This is a genomic window from Bacillus sp. S/N-304-OC-R1 (assembly GCF_019749375.1).
Classification (GTDB): domain Bacteria; phylum Bacillota; class Bacilli; order Bacillales; family Cytobacillaceae; genus Cytobacillus.
This window is the reverse complement of record NZ_JACWFE010000023.1, coordinates 152,004-167,376: the sequence shown is the minus strand read 5'-3', so window position 1 is coordinate 167,376 and position 15,373 is coordinate 152,004. Positions and strand designations below refer to the sequence as shown.

At 38.5% G+C, this 15,373-nt stretch carries 14 protein-coding genes; 12 read left to right on the top strand and 2 right to left on the bottom strand.

The features are described from left to right. The first annotated feature begins 48 nt into the window (after nt 1-48). The 6 genes from H0173_RS18325 (at nt 49) to eno (ending at nt 7,302) form a co-directional block, all read left to right on the top strand. Nucleotides 49-1,071, top strand: a complete 1,023-nt coding sequence (locus tag H0173_RS18325) for a sugar-binding transcriptional regulator (protein ID WP_221848049.1) — start codon at nt 49-51, stop codon at nt 1,069-1,071. A gap of 38 nt (nt 1,072-1,109) precedes the next feature. Next, nucleotides 1,110-2,117, top strand: coding sequence for a type I glyceraldehyde-3-phosphate dehydrogenase (gap, locus tag H0173_RS18320; RefSeq protein ID WP_221848047.1), 1,008 nt, complete (start codon nt 1,110-1,112; stop codon nt 2,115-2,117). A gap of 288 nt (nt 2,118-2,405) precedes the next feature. Continuing rightward, nucleotides 2,406-3,590, top strand: coding sequence for a phosphoglycerate kinase (locus H0173_RS18315; protein WP_221848045.1), 1,185 nt, complete (start codon nt 2,406-2,408; stop codon nt 3,588-3,590). A 49-nt stretch (nt 3,591-3,639) separates the two neighbouring features. Continuing rightward, nucleotides 3,640-4,386: a triose-phosphate isomerase gene (gene tpiA / locus H0173_RS18310; RefSeq protein WP_221848043.1), complete on the top strand. Its 747-nt coding sequence runs from the start codon at nt 3,640-3,642 to the stop codon at nt 4,384-4,386. Next, a complete protein-coding gene (gpmI, locus tag H0173_RS18305; protein ID WP_221848041.1) occupies nt 4,383-5,918 on the top strand; it encodes a 2,3-bisphosphoglycerate-independent phosphoglycerate mutase in 1,536 nt (511 codons plus the stop codon). The genes tpiA and gpmI overlap by 4 nt, the downstream gene beginning before the upstream one ends. A gap of 88 nt (nt 5,919-6,006) precedes the next feature. Further along, nucleotides 6,007-7,302: a phosphopyruvate hydratase gene (gene eno, locus H0173_RS18300; protein ID WP_221848039.1), complete on the top strand. Its 1,296-nt coding sequence runs from the start codon at nt 6,007-6,009 to the stop codon at nt 7,300-7,302. 71 nt (nt 7,303-7,373) lie between these two features. On the opposite strand, the gene H0173_RS18295 is transcribed toward eno, so the two are convergent. Next, nucleotides 7,374-8,282, bottom strand: a complete 909-nt coding sequence (locus H0173_RS18295; RefSeq protein WP_221848037.1) for a selenium metabolism-associated LysR family transcriptional regulator — start codon at nt 8,280-8,282, stop codon at nt 7,374-7,376. 461 nt (nt 8,283-8,743) lie between these two features. Here H0173_RS18295 and H0173_RS18290 point away from each other — a divergent pair, with 461 nt between their 5' ends. From H0173_RS18290 to H0173_RS18270, 5 genes are all read left to right on the top strand, one after another. Then, a complete protein-coding gene (locus H0173_RS18290; RefSeq protein WP_396021271.1) occupies nt 8,744-10,099 on the top strand; it encodes an amino acid permease in 1,356 nt (451 codons plus the stop codon). A 125-nt stretch (nt 10,100-10,224) separates the two neighbouring features. Next, nucleotides 10,225-10,806: a YitT family protein gene (locus H0173_RS18285; RefSeq protein ID WP_260631261.1), complete on the top strand. Its 582-nt coding sequence runs from the start codon at nt 10,225-10,227 to the stop codon at nt 10,804-10,806. A 261-nt stretch (nt 10,807-11,067) separates the two neighbouring features. Next, the gene (locus H0173_RS18280; RefSeq protein ID WP_260631252.1) at nt 11,068-11,928 is read left to right on the top strand and encodes an ABC transporter permease; all 861 of its coding nucleotides are present in this window, start codon (nt 11,068-11,070) and stop codon (nt 11,926-11,928) included. An 18-nt stretch (nt 11,929-11,946) separates the two neighbouring features. After that, nucleotides 11,947-12,975: a taurine ABC transporter substrate-binding protein gene (locus H0173_RS18275; RefSeq protein WP_221848031.1), complete on the top strand. Its 1,029-nt coding sequence runs from the start codon at nt 11,947-11,949 to the stop codon at nt 12,973-12,975. Nucleotides 12,976-12,978: 3 nt separating this feature from the next. After that, a complete protein-coding gene (locus H0173_RS18270) occupies nt 12,979-13,794 on the top strand; it encodes an ABC transporter ATP-binding protein (RefSeq protein WP_221848029.1) in 816 nt (271 codons plus the stop codon). 164 nt (nt 13,795-13,958) lie between these two features. Here the strand turns inward: H0173_RS18270 and H0173_RS18265 are convergent, their stop codons facing one another. Next, on the bottom strand, nt 13,959-14,939 hold the full coding sequence (locus tag H0173_RS18265) for an NERD domain-containing protein (RefSeq protein WP_221848028.1): 981 nt from the start codon (nt 14,937-14,939) through the stop codon (nt 13,959-13,961). A 157-nt stretch (nt 14,940-15,096) separates the two neighbouring features. On the opposite strand from H0173_RS18265, the gene secG reads away from it, so the two are divergent. Next, nucleotides 15,097-15,330, top strand: coding sequence for a preprotein translocase subunit SecG (gene secG, locus H0173_RS18260; protein ID WP_221848026.1), 234 nt, complete (start codon nt 15,097-15,099; stop codon nt 15,328-15,330). Nucleotides 15,331-15,373: the final 43 nt, after the last annotated feature.

The following is a 15,373-nucleotide window of genomic DNA, read 5'->3' as shown; positions in this document are numbered from 1 at the left end:
ACTACGAGGGACATATAATGTCCATATAAGACTAAAGGGGCAGAAGAAATGTACTCACTTATCGATATTCAAAAAAGATTATTACCTGATTTGCTTGCTGTTATGCAAAAACGGCATCAAATCCTCCATTACATAGGGTTAATGGAGCCTGTAGGAAGAAGGAGCTTAGCGGTTAGTTTAAATCTGACCGAAAGAGTGCTCAGAAGTGAAGTGGAGTTCTTAAAAAATCAAAACCTTTTAACGGTAACGAGTGCTGGAATGAGTTTAACTGAAGATGGTAAAAATCTTCTTGAAGAGCTCAGAGAAGCGATGCGAGATATAGCAGGTATTCATGCTTTAGAGGATAAGCTTCAAAGAAAGCTTGGGATTCAAAAGGTAATTATTGTACCTGGTAACAGCGATGAATTTCCATGGGTTAAAAATGAGCTAGGGCGAGCAGCAGCTGCATACATGAAATTGAAGGTAAACAGGAAAGATACGATTGCTGTTACTGGAGGCTCCACAATGGCTGCAATTGCTAATATGCTAACCCCTGATTTTTCAGAATTTGACTTACTATTCCTTCCGGCAAGAGGCGGGATCGGCGAGGATGTGAAAAATCAGGCAAATACAATATGTGCTGCGATGGCAGATGGAACAAAATCTAAACATAAAGTTCTCTACGTTCCGGATCAGGTCAGTCGAGATATGTACAACTCCATCGTAAAGGAACCGGAGATTAAAGAAGTTTTATGTTTGATTAAGTCAGCTAGCATGGTTTTGCATGGAATTGGGGACGCTATGACAATGGCAGAGCGTCGTAAATCAAGGGAAGAAGACCTGAATATCATTATGGATGAGGAAGCTGAAGGAGAAGCATTTGGGTATTACTTCAATAAGGCTGGCAAGGTAGTTCATAAAGTACAAACTATTGGACTTCAGCTGGAGGATTTGGCGAATATCCCGAATATTATTGCTGCAGCAGGAGGCGCTTCAAAGGCAAAAGCGATCGCTTCTTACATGAAACAGGCTCCAGCAGCAACGGTTCTGATTACCGATGAAGGAGCAGCTAACGAGTTATTAAATCAATAATTAACATATAAAATATAAAGGATTTGGGAGGAATTATCATGGCAGTAAAAGTTGGTATTAATGGGTTTGGAAGAATTGGTCGAGTTGTTTTTCGTGCAGCATTAAATAATCCGAATGTAGAAATCGTGGCAGTAAATGACTTAACGGATGCGAATATGCTTGCCCATCTTTTAAAATACGATTCTGTACATGGCACTTTAAATGAAGAAGTAACAGTAGATGGTGAATACCTGATTGTAGGAGGACATAAAGTTAAGGTTATCGCTGAACGTGATCCTGCTAAGCTTGGATGGGGTGATCTAGGTGTTGATGTAGTTGTTGAATCAACTGGCCGTTTTACAAAACGCGAGGATGCTGCGAAGCATTTAGAAGCTGGGGCAAAAAAGGTTATAATCTCTGCACCTGCATCAAATGAAGACATAACAATTGTTATGGGAGTTAACCATGACAAATACGATCCGGCAAATCACCACGTTATTTCGAATGCGTCTTGTACGACTAACTGCTTAGCACCATTTGCAAAAGTGCTGAATGATAAATTCGGAATAAGACGCGGAATGATGACAACCATTCACTCATATACAAACGATCAGCAAATTTTAGATTTGCCTCATAAGGATTATCGCCGTGCACGTGCAGCTGCAGAAAGCATGATTCCGACAACAACAGGAGCTGCAAAAGCTGTATCTCTTGTATTGCCTGAATTAAAAGGCAAACTTAACGGAGGAGCTGTTCGTGTTCCAACGCCAAACGTATCACTAGTTGATTTAGTTGCAGAGCTTGAAAAGGAAGTAACAGCTGATGAAGTAAATGCAGCGCTAAAAGAAGCAGCAGAAGGCCCATTAAAGGGAATTTTAAGCTACAGTGAACTTCCGCTAGTTTCTAGAGATTATAATGGCGACCCAAGCTCATCTACGATTGATGCCCTTTCAACAATGGTATTAGAAGGGAATATGGTAAAGGTTATTTCATGGTATGACAATGAAACAGGCTATTCAAACCGTGTAGTCGACTTAGTTGATTTCATTGCACAAAAAGGAATTTAAAAAACAGAAATTTCCTCTTGATTTTATTCATAAAAAAGATTTAAACCTATTGGAATTTAAAACAGTAAACGTCTATAATGATAGAGGGAAAAAGAGGAGCTGGGGTTCAACCACTCTTCTTTTTGTTGTAGGCGTTTTTTTGTGAATGATTTTGCTGGATACATAACATGCTTTACCTATAGGAGTTTAAGGCTTTTGTTACATAATCTCCTAAAAGCGCAGAATAAAATCATTGCCTATACAAAATAGAAGCCAGCTTATTAGGAAAATTAGGAGGATTCATTTTCTATGAACAAAAAAAGTGTTAAAGATGTGGAGCTAAAAGGGAAACGCGTTTTTTGCCGTGTCGACTTTAACGTGCCAATGGAAGATGGAAAAGTAACAGACGAAACACGTATTCGTGCAGCCCTTCCAACGATTAAATATTTAATCGAGCAAGGCGCTAAAGTTATTTTAGCCAGTCATCTTGGCCGTCCAAAAGGAAAAGTGGTTGAAGAATTACGCCTAACTCCAGTGGCTAGCCGTTTATCCGAGTTACTTGGTAAAGAAGTGAAAAAAGCGGATGAGGCTTATGGAGATACAGTAAAGGATATAATTTCAGCATTAGGAGAAGGAGATGTGCTTCTTCTTGAAAACGTCCGCTTCTATCCTGGTGAAGAAAAGAATGATCCGGAATTAGCGCAAGCGTTTGCCCAACTTGCAGACATCTATGTGAATGATGCATTTGGTGCTGCACACCGCGCCCATGCTTCTACAGAAGGAATTGCACACTATTTACCAGCTGTATCCGGCCTTTTAATGGAAAAGGAACTGAGTGTTCTTGGAAAAGCACTATCTAATCCTGAGCGTCCTTTCACAGCTATTATCGGTGGAGCAAAGGTTAAGGATAAAATTGATGTAATCGAAAACCTTCTCGATAAAGTAGATAATCTAATTATCGGCGGCGGACTTGCTTTTACATTCGTGAAAGCAAAAGGCTATGAGATCGGGAATTCTCTATTAGAGGAAGACAAAATTGAATTAGCAAAATCCTTTATGCAAAAGGCTGAAGAAAAAGGCGTGAAATTCTATATGCCAATTGATGCCGTTGTAGCTGATGAATTTTCACAAAATGCAAATGCTAAAACAGTAGAGATTAATGAAATTCCTGAAGGCTGGATGGCACTAGACATCGGTCCAAAAACAGCTGATCTATACAGCGATGTTATTCATGGCTCAAAGCTAGTGATTTGGAATGGACCAATGGGCGTATTTGAATGGTCTAAATTTGCTAATGGAACTAGAACAGTTGCGGAAACCTTAGCGGAAGCGAACGAAGCTTATTCTGTCATCGGTGGTGGAGACTCAGCAGCAGCCGTTGAAAAGTTCTTCCTTGCTGATCGCATGGATCATATTTCAACAGGTGGCGGAGCTTCTCTAGAGTTCATGGAAGGAAAGGCTTTACCGGGTGTTGTTGCTTTAAATGATAAATAAAATAGAATCATGGGATTCACCATTTTTCTAACAAAAAGGATGTGCCAGCATGCGTAAACCAATTATTGCAGGAAACTGGAAAATGCATAAGACCTTTTCAGAGGCGAAAGCATTTTTTGAAGAAATTGACGGTTCAATTCCGGATCAGGACAAAGTAGAAACAGTCGTATGTGCTCCGGCTTTGTTTCTTGAAGCACTAGTTGGGTATGGGATCGGAATTGGTGCTCAAAATATGCATTTTGAGGAAAGCGGTGCTTTTACAGGAGAAATTAGCCCTGTGGCTCTTGAAGATATCGGCGTAACATATGTGATTCTCGGACATTCAGAACGCCGTGAAATGTTTAATGAAACCGATGAAGCCGTGAATAAAAAGACATTGGCTGCTTTTAAATACAATCTAACTCCGATTGTCTGTGTTGGTGAAACTTTAGAACAGCGTGAAAATGGCGAAACGAATGCATTTGTTGGCTCACAGGTTGAAAATGCGTTAAACGGGTTATCTGAAGAGCAAGTGAAGAAGACTGTTATTGCCTACGAACCAATTTGGGCAATCGGCACGGGAAAATCATCTTCAGCCCAGGATGCGAATGAAGTTTGTGCCCATATTCGCCAAGTAGTGAAGGAACAGTTCTCACAAGCTGCTGCGGATGCGATTCGCATTCAATATGGCGGCAGTGTGAAGCCTGCGAATATTAAAGAATATATGGCTCAGCCTGATATTGATGGAGCCTTAGTAGGTGGAGCAAGCCTTGAACCACAATCCTTCTTGCAATTATTGGAGGGTGCGAGAGTATGAGTAAATCTCCAGTAGCTTTAATCATTCTTGACGGATTTGGCTTAAGAGGAGAGCATAAAGGAAATGCGGTGTACCAGGCGAAAAAGCCGAACTATGAGCGCTTTTGGAATACTTACCCGCATTCAACCTTAACTGCATGCGGAGAAGCAGTTGGTCTCCCGGAAGGACAAATGGGCAACTCAGAGGTCGGTCATTTGAATATTGGAGCTGGCCGGATTGTTTACCAAAGTCTCACTAGAGTGAATGTGGCCATTCGCGAAGGCAAGTTTGAAAAAAATGAAACCTTTTTAAAAGCGATGGATCATGTGAAAAAGAATGGGACTAATCTACATATTATGGGCTTGCTATCAGATGGGGGCGTTCATAGCCATATTCAACATCTGTATGCACTGCTTCATTTAGCTGCAGAAGAGGGAGTTAAGAACGTATATGTTCACGGTTTCCTAGACGGACGCGATGTTGGCCCACAAACAGCAGAAGGCTATATTAAAGAAGCGGAAGAAAAAATGAAAGAATATGGCGTTGGAAAGTTTGCGACAATTTCTGGCCGTTATTACTCGATGGACCGTGACAAGCGCTGGGAACGCGTGGAGAAATCTTATCGTTCCATGGTGTACGGAGAGGGTCCAACTTACACCAATGCGTTTGATTTAGTAGAAGACAACTACAGTCATGGAATCTATGATGAGTTCGTCATTCCTTCTGTCATTACAGAGGAAAACGGGGAACCAGTTGCGACGATTAAAGATAATGATGCAGTCATTTTTTATAATTTCCGTCCTGACCGGGCGATTCAAATTTCGAATACCTTTACGAATAAGGATTTCCGTTCATTTGATCGCGGACCTAAGCATCCCGAGAATCTATTCTTCGTGTGCTTAACCCATTTCAGCGAAACGGTTGATGGATATGTTGCTTTTGAACCTACGAACTTAGATAATACTCTTGGAGAGGTTATTTCTCAAAATGGGTTGAAGCAGCTACGCATTGCGGAAACTGAAAAATATCCTCATGTTACGTTCTTTATGAGCGGCGGGCGTGAGGCTGAGTTTCCAGGCGAGGAACGGATCTTAATTAATTCGCCGAAGGTTGCAACATATGACTTAAAGCCAGAAATGAGTGCGTATGAAGTAACGGATGCGCTTTTAAAAGAAATTGAAGCGGATAAATTCGATGCGATTATTTTGAACTTTGCCAATCCGGACATGGTTGGTCACTCCGGTATGCTGGAGCCAACGATTAAAGCGGTTGAAACGGTTGATGAGTGTTTAGGAAAAGTAGTTGATTCCATTATTGAAAAAGGCGGTAAAGTCATTATTACCGCAGACCATGGAAATGCAGATGAAGTTATAACCCTTGAAGGAAAGCCGATGACGGCTCATACGACAAATCCGGTGCCAGTGATTGTGACAGAAAAGGGTATTGAGCTTCGCGAAGGCGGCATTCTCGGTGATTTGGCACCAACTATGCTAGATTTGCTTGGACTTAAGCAGCCGAAAGAAATGACAGGAAAAACATTGCTTTTAAAATAGGTTATTGATAAATCGAAGTGAAAGTCGAGATTTAGCCTGTAGTCGAAATCCAAAATATAAAAGGTCTATTTAAAAGGAGAGAATGTAAATGCCATATATTCAACATGTATACGCTCGTGAAGTATTAGACTCACGCGGAAATCCAACAGTAGAAGTAGAAGTAATGACAGAGTCTGGTTTCTTCGGACGTGCAATTGTTCCATCTGGTGCATCAACTGGTGAATACGAAGCAGTTGAGCTTCGTGACGGCGACAAATCACGTTACCTTGGAAAAGGTGTTCAAAAAGCAGTAAATAATGTAAACAATCTGATTGAAGAAGCGTTAATCGGCATGGATGTAACAGATCAAGTGGGCATTGACCGCACAATGATCGAATTAGACGGAACTGAAAATAAAGGAAAGCTAGGCGCTAATGCGATTTTAGGCGTATCGATGGCTGTTGCTCATGCAGCTGCTGAGTCTGTGGGTCTTCCTTTATATCGTTACCTTGGCGGCTTCAACGCGAAGCAGCTTCCAACACCAATGATGAACATCATTAACGGCGGATCTCACGCTGACAACAACGTAGACTTCCAAGAGTTCATGATCATGCCTGTTGGCGCACCTACTTTTAAAGAAGCAATCCGCATGGGCGCTGAAGTTTTCCATGAATTAAAGAAGGTTTTATCTGGAAAAGGCTTAAACACAGCTGTTGGTGATGAAGGCGGTTTTGCACCAAACCTAGGATCAAACCGTGAAGCATTAGAAGTTATCATCGAAGCGATCCGCAACGCAGGCTATGAGGCAGGAAAAGACATTCTGCTTGCAATGGATGTAGCTTCATCTGAATTCTATAATAAAGAAACTGGCAAATACGATTTAGCTGGCGAAGGACGTACCGGCTTAACGTCTGAAGATATGGTTAACTTCTATGAAGAGCTTGTAAACGAATTCCCAATCATCTCAATCGAAGACGGTTTAGACGAAAATGACTGGGATGGCCATAAGTTATTAACTGAGCGCATCGGAAGCAAAGTACAGTTAGTTGGAGACGATCTATTCGTTACAAATACGAAAAAGCTTGCTCAAGGAATCGAGCAAGGCGTTGGCAACTCCATCCTAATCAAAGTAAACCAAATCGGTACGTTAACTGAAACTTTCGACGCAATCGAAATGGCGAAGCGCGCAGGCTACACAGCTGTTGTTTCTCACCGCTCTGGTGAAACAGAAGACGCAACAATCGCAGACATCGCTGTTGCTACTAACGCTGGCCAAATCAAAACAGGCTCAATGTCTCGTACAGACCGTATTGCGAAGTACAACCAACTTCTTCGCATCGAAGACGAGCTTGGCGATTTAGCAGTATATGATGGTTTGAAGAGTTTTTATAATTTGAAGAAGTAACTAGTTGGAGGTGACTGCACAAGGGCAGTCACCTTTTCTTAGTTTTTAAGCAGTAAATTCTTTCAAACTTTCTAGTGAACATTCTCTTTCACAGAAGTAATAAACAACTCCTTAAACGCATCGCTGGCTGGGGACAGGACTTGCTTTCTATTGATTAAATAAAAATTACGTTTTAACGAAATGCCTTTAATTCTTGTTTGTTTCAATAGCCCTAGGTCAAGTTCTTTTTGTATGGTTGTTTTGGAAATAATGGAAACCCCTAAACCAGATTCGACTGCAGATTTAATTGATTCGGTATGCCCAAGCTCCATAATAATATTTAATTGATCCAGTTCTAGCTGATGCTTTAATAAATTGGATTCCAATACCTGCCTGGTGCCTGACCCTTGTTCTCTGGCGATGATTGGCAGTGAAAACAGTAACTCCGGTTGAATTGTATCTTCTGCAAGATCAGGATGGGGGTGCCTGACAGATGAAATGATGACAAGTTCATCCTCTAAAAATGGTAGACTATCAATTTCTTTTCGGGGTATTGCCACCTCAATGAATCCTAAATCAATTTTTCCATCCAGCAGTTTTTCAATAATCTGATTGGAATTGTCTACTAGCAGACTTAAATGAACATTAGGATATTGCTTGATAAAATCGCCAAGAAAGTAAGGTAGTAAATATTCACCAATGGTTAGACTTGCACCTAAACGAAGGTCGCCGTGGATGCTGTCAGATAGAAGAGAAATATCTTTTTCCAGTTGATTAACAAGCTGGATTATTTGTTCTACAAAACTGAACAAGATGGTTCCGGCATGTGTCAGCTCCATTTTTTTCGTGGAACGGTCAAATAATGTTGTATTTAAATATTGCTCTAAATGTTTGATATGTAAACTGACAGATGGTTGTGAAAGGTGAAGGACTTTCGCTGCCTCTGAAAAATTCTTTTTTGTTGCGGCCATGTAAAAAACCTTAAGGTGTTCTAAATTCATTTATATCCCACCTAATCTTCTAAATTTATTCCCTATTATAAAAGAAACTAATGATAATCGCGACATAAATTAGTTGCATATATACCACTAATCTCTTATTTGGAAAATTAAGGGTGTAGAAAAGGAGTTTAAATCCAAAAAGTAGGATGGGCTCGGCAGCCAAAGTAAACGGCAGGCTGAAATAGAACTATTAATAATATTAATAAACGGTTTTTAAATACTAAATATTATTTATAGTTTGAATTTATTGAAAATTAAAGTTGTCTATGATTAAATTTTATTAAGGTTCTTGTTATCCAAACTGGTACGGATGATCTGATGTCCTGAATTCAATGTTTGGTGAAAGCGTTGTCATCCTAATAGGCTATATAGTATAAAACTAAAAAAATAGAAAGCTGGTGGATATGTTGGAGCAGCAAACCGAGAAGCTAAAGGCCGGACTTAAACAAAGACATTTGTCTATGATCTCCCTAAGTGGTGTAATTGGCGCTGGATTATTCGTAGGAAGCGGAATTATTATTGGAAAAACAGGTCCAGGGGCAATTTTATCTTACGCAATTGCTGGCTTAATCGTTGTTCTCGTTATGCGGATGCTTGGGGAAATGGCAACTGTTAATCCTAATACAGGATCTTTTGCTGTATATGCAAGAGACGGCATTGGCGAGTGGGCAGGCTATACGACAGGATGGTTATATTGGTTCTTCTGGGTTATTGTCATTGCGCTTGAAGCAGTAGCAGGGGCTGCAATTATCCATGAATGGTTCCCATCAATTCCAGTCTGGTTGATTGGTCTCGGATTAATTGTTTTATTAACAATGACCAATATTTATTCAGTTAAATCATTTGGAGAATTTGAATATTGGTTTTCCATTATTAAAATAGCTAGTATTATTCTATTTTTAGGCTTGGGATTAGCGATCATTTTTGGACTAGTACCAAGTATCAAATCTCCGGGCCTTTCTAATCTGACAAACTTCGGAGGTTTTATACCGAACGGAGTAGGTTCGGTGGTTGTTGGTATTGCAATTGTTTTTCATGCTTTCGTAGGTGTGGAAATACCGGCGATTGCAGCTGGTGAAACCTCAGATCCGGTGAACTCTGTAAGACGTGCATTAAATAGTGTAGTATGGCGGATTCTGATTTTTTATATCGGTTCAATTGCTATTCTTGTCACCCTTCTACCCTGGAATTCAGCATCATTATTAAAAAGTCCATTTGTTTCAGTTCTTGAAATGATAGGGATTCCTTCTGCAGCTTTACTTATGAATATAGTGGTCTTAACAGCACTGCTTTCATGCCTAAATTCAGGACTCTATACGAGCTCTCGTATGCTATTTTCTCTCGCACAAAAAGGTGATGCCCCAAAAATTTTATCAAAGTTAAGCAAAAATGGGGTTCCTGTTATTGCTGTAATCGCTAGTACCCTTTTTGCCTTTATCAGCACGATTTTCAGTTATGTTTCCCCAGATAAAATATTTTTCTTCTTAGTAAACTCTTCAGGTGGGGTTGGAATTCTTGTTTACTTAGCCATTGCGATTTCACATCTTCGTCTAAGAAAAAGAATGGAAAAGGAAAATTCAGACAAATTTAAAATAAAAATGTGGTTTTTCCCGTATCTAACCTATGCTACCATTTTCGCCATGATTTTTGTGTTAATACTAATGGCATTTATTGATTCACAGCGTCCACAGTTTATTTTTACATCGTTGTTTAGCACAATCGTTATTGCATCCTACTTTATAAATCGGCGGAGAAAAGAGAGTGATCAATTATCTATGAATTCTCCAATTTTAAATACCGATAAACAAAAGATTTAATAATACTTCAAAAGATAGGAAGGAAAATCCATAAAGTAAAAAGCTTATATTATGAAAATATAAGCTTTTTACTTTTTTATCCTAATAGAAAGGAAACAAAAACTGTGCATAATCTGTTGAAAATAATGATAGGAAACATTCTTATAACCATCGCTTATGCTATTTTAGTCGTCCCAAATGAAATAATAAATGGCGGGGTTACCAGTTTAGCGTTAATAGTAAATGCTTTAACTGGGGGCGGAATAGCTATGCTTGCAAATATAGTGACATTACTTTTATTAGTGTTATGCTTAATTTTCCTTGGGAAGGAATATTTTTTAAATTCTATTTTTAGTAGTTTATTTTACATTGTCTTCTTTAATTTTTTTTACTCATTTCATATGACAATAGATTTAAACATCATTGCTTCTATAATATTAGCTTCCATATTAATAGCCATTGGGTATTACTTATGTATATCTTCTCATTCAACAACTGTAGGGGTTGATGTTATTGCCCTTATTCTACATCATCGAAATAATAAAATTAATATAGCTATTGCAATAAGGTGTATTAATTTTATTGTGTTAAGTTTCGGATTCTCGTTTTTTGGTTGGACTTCAATTATGAAAGGAGTAGTATTTACTTTTGTCTATTCATTTGTACTAAAAAAACTATTGGCAAGAAATCAAGCAACTGTCAAAGGGACGATTAAAAAACTTGTATAAAGAATTGCAGTGCCATCAATAATTTAATCATTACTAATTGTACTTATAAAGTTTACTCATAGTTCCTATTTAAATTTAGAATAATCGTAATATTCACAAAACATTGACCACCTATTTTTCATCTAATATAATTCAAATTACATTCAATGCTTTTTTTAAACTCTATGGAAGCGGTTTCTATAGGTCAAAAGGATTGAATCAATGATGTAGAGAAAACCAAAAACAATTTAGATTATTGTATGGGAGAGTGAAGCACATTTTATGAATGGAAATATGAATAATAAAGTGGAACAAAATGGATTTCAACTTACACCACTAGAGAAACCGGCTATCATACGAAAAAAGAGAAAGTGGAAAATCATGCAAGAAACCGGCATCATGTGGAGTTCAGTTGTTTTCATATTTTTGCTATGGTATACAGTCACCAAACTTAATATTTTCTCCGAAGTCTTTATCCCATCTCCAGCAAAAACTTGGGCTGCCTTTACCGATTTACTTGTTAATGGTTATAAAGGGAATAGCTTACCATATCATCTGCTTGATAGTTTATACAGATTATCTGTTGCCTTCTTCTTCGCATTAATTACAGCAGTTCCTTTAGGATTAATTAGTGGTTATTCATCAAAAGTAAGAGCTGCATTAGACCCCATCCTAGAATTTTATCGTCCCTTGCCCCCTCTGTCATACTACACATTATTAATTTTATGGTTTGGAATAGGAGATCTTTCAAAAGTTGCTTTACTATATCTTGCCGCATTTGCTCCTATGTATATTGCCGCAGTATCCGGCGTAAAAGGTGTTTTGGAAGACCGGATCCATTCAGCTGCTTGTTTAGGTGCAAATAAATGGCAAACGTTCCGCTACGTTATTTTCCCGTCCTGTTTACCGGAAATATTTACGGGAATGCGAACAGCGATTGGATTTGCTTATACAACGCTAGTTGCCTCTGAAATGGTTGCTGCTGTTTCGGGTATTGGTTGGTTAGTGCTTGATGCAAGTAAATATTTACGCAGTGACATTATGTATGTTGGCATTATTTTGATGGGGGTAACTGGAATCCTGCTTGATCGAATTCTTCGTAAAATTGAAGTGAGAGCGATTCCATGGAAAGGAAAAGATTAAATAACTGGGGGTAATAGGATGAAGAATAGAACAAGCAAATGGTTTATGTGTTTGATGGTTGTTGTCGCACTATTTATGATTAGCGCCTGTGGAAACAAATCAACATCAAAATCCGCTGATGGTACTGTAGAGTTTCGAATTGGCTATCAAGTCATTCCAAATGCGGAGTTGTTAGCAAAAGCAACGAAAATGTTTGAGGAGAAATTCGAGGGTGTAAAGGTGAAATTGGTTCAGTTTGAGGCGGCTGTTGATGTGAATACGGCCATGGCTGCAGGGGAAATTGATGCAGGCTTAATCGGTTCTAGTTCAGTTGCATCAGGGGTAGCGCAAAACTTACCATACAAAGTCATTTGGCTTCACGATGTAATTGGTGATAATGAGGCATTAGTTGTAAAAAAAGACAGTGGAATTAAATCACTTCAAGATGTTGTTGGTAAAAAAATTGCCGTCTCTTTCGGTTCTACAACACATTACAGTTTGTTATCCGCCCTAAAATTAAAAGGAATTGATCAAAATAAAATAACTATATTAGACATGAAGCCAGCTGACATGTTAGCTGCGTGGAAACAAGGACAAATTGATGGCGGATATGTCTGGTATCCAACATTAGGGGAAATGGTGGCAGATGGAGACATCCTATTAACAAGCCGTGATCTTGCACAAGATGGCATTTTAACCGCTGATGTAGGGATTGCGACAAAGGACTTTATAGAGAATCATCCAGATGTATTAAAACAATATATCAAAATATTAGATGAAGCCGTCCAATTATATCGTTCATCAACAGACGAAGCGGCTGAAGCGATGAAAAATGAGTTAAATGTATCGAAGGATGAGACAACATTTTTCATGGATCAATTGATTTGGTTAGATGCCAAAGAACAGGCTTCGGAAGATTATCTTGGAACGAGCGATAAAAAAGGAGCTTTTGCCAAAGCATTAAAAGACACTGCAGAATTTTTAAAAACGCAAAAAGCAATAAATACTGTTCCTGATCTTAAGGTATATGAAGACGCCATTGAACCAAAGTTTCTCCAAAAAGATTAAGAGGTGAGTCCCATTAACAATAGGAATGCTCTTGCAGAAAACACATCCACATCTACAGTTATTCAAATAAATAATGTAGGATTAACTTATCAAACAGATAAACAAGTCGTTACGGCATTGCAAAATATAAATTTACAAATAAAAGAAGGTAGTTTCGTCTGTGTTTTAGGTCCTTCCGGATGTGGAAAAACAACATTATTACGTATTTTAGCAGGCTTCCATCAAGCTACATCAGGAGAGGTACTCCTCGATAACGAGCCCATTTCACCTAAACCTGATAGACATCGTGGAGTTGTGTTCCAGCAACAAATGCTGTATCCATGGTTGAATATTGAAGAAAATGTTGGCTTTGGGTTAAAAATGAGAAAAGTTCCACAGAAAGAAAGACAAGAAATTGTGGATCATTATTTAGAAATGGTAGGTCTTTCACAGTTTAAGAAATCGAAATCCTATGAGCTCTCTGGGGGTATGAAGCAAAGAGCCTCTATTGCTCGCGTGTTAGCAAATGATCCGCGCATTGTATTGATGGATGAACCATTTGGTGCATTAGATGCGATGACGAAGGAGCAAATGCAAGATAATATTAGGAAAATATGGAAAGAGACGCATAAAACGATTTTCTTTATTACACATGATGTGGAGGAGGCATTATTGTTAGGAACGCATATTATTGTCCTATCATCAAGGCCAGGTCGGATTCTTAAAGAAATGTACAGCGATTTACCCTATGAAATCGAAGAAGGGAAAAGCCGAATGTATCGGACAGAACTGGACTTCGTGAAAAGACGTGAAGACATCCTTAGTCTTATTTCTTCATAATCTTCTAATTTTGTTTATAAGTGCATATCAGATTGAGGGTGGCTGCTTTGGGGCAGTCACCTTTTTATTGTATTATGATGAACTGGCGGATATATTCAAAAAGTAGCGGATATCGTGTAGGAACTGGCGGATATAATGAAAAAGTAGCGGATATATTAGCAAAACTAGAGGATATCTTGAAATAAACCTATATCTAAGTAGTAAACTCTTCCTTTATTTTCCCCGGAATGAGGTAATTCCATCGATTTTAATAGTTTTTGACTGATATCTTCATTAGAAAGCTGCAAAAAACTACGAAATTGTTGATTACTTATCTTATTACCTAACAATAGATAGTAATCTAACAACGCTCTTTTATGTGCACCTCGTTCCTTATGCCCACAAACAGTACATTGCCAGCTGCCATAAATACGTTTCATCCTAGCCTCTTTGCATTTTGTGCATTGAACGCCGGTCACAAGGCTATTGGCGGAAATTTTATAATGATTCAGGACGTCAAAAGTCTCGGGGGTATGACTTTTAAATAAAGTTTTGGTGAGCTTATTCATTTCTCTTTTTGTTAATACCTCTTTTTTATAAGATGCTTTTATTTTTCCTACTCGTTCAGTCATTCCATGGGCGTGAAGCACATTTTTAAAAGCGAAATAATTTTGGGAGTCACTTTTGATGACAGTAGAGGGATTACTAATCACCACTAGAAACTCAATAGGAATCGAAACGTTATAGCGAAGGAGCCAGCTCAATAATTCCCTTTTCTGCCTATCAGCTTGGGAGATTGGATTCAAAAAGCCATCCTCACTATCATTTCTATAACGAATGAGCTGCTTAAATTTTGAGTCGAAAAATAAAGTGCCGGAAATGTTTTTTATTTCGAGAATGAGTGCAAATGTAGGGGAAATGATGAGTGTATCAATTTGGAAGTAGTCTTGCCCATTAGAAAGGCGAAGGTCATGGAGAATCGTGAATTCTTTTTTGGGGAGTTTGTGAACATAGTAATCAGTCGCAACTTCTCCGCGAAAGCCGGCTTTTCGTTTGGCCAAATCTTTTTCAATGAGTGGTCTCATCACAAAATCTGCGGGAAGCCTTCTCAATAACGCCTCACTGGCTAGAATTTTAATAGGTATCGTTCGTTCCTTAGCAATCAAAATTTCCACTCCTTATTTTAGTTTACATATGATTTCGTTACAATTTAGAAAATTCCTCTTTTATACATGTAAATCACTTGCCAATCCTATTGTACATCTTACGAAAATATGATAAATTTAAAATATTGTAGCTGTGCGTTTTCAGGAGGTGGCCTTCATGCATACAGTATTAATCGTATTATTAGCGATTGTTTCTATCGGACTCATTCTTGTAGTGCTTCTTCAATCTGGTAAAAGTGCTGGTCTTTCCGGTGCCATTTCAGGTGGAGCGGAGCAGCTTTTTGGAAAACAAAAAGCACGCGGTTTAGATTTAATCTTACACCGCATTACAGTTGTTCTTGCTGTACTATTCTTTGTTCTAACTATTTTAGTATCTTATGTTGCGCTATAAAAAACAGCCTGGCCTTATGAAGGTCAGGTTTTTTTTCGTCTAC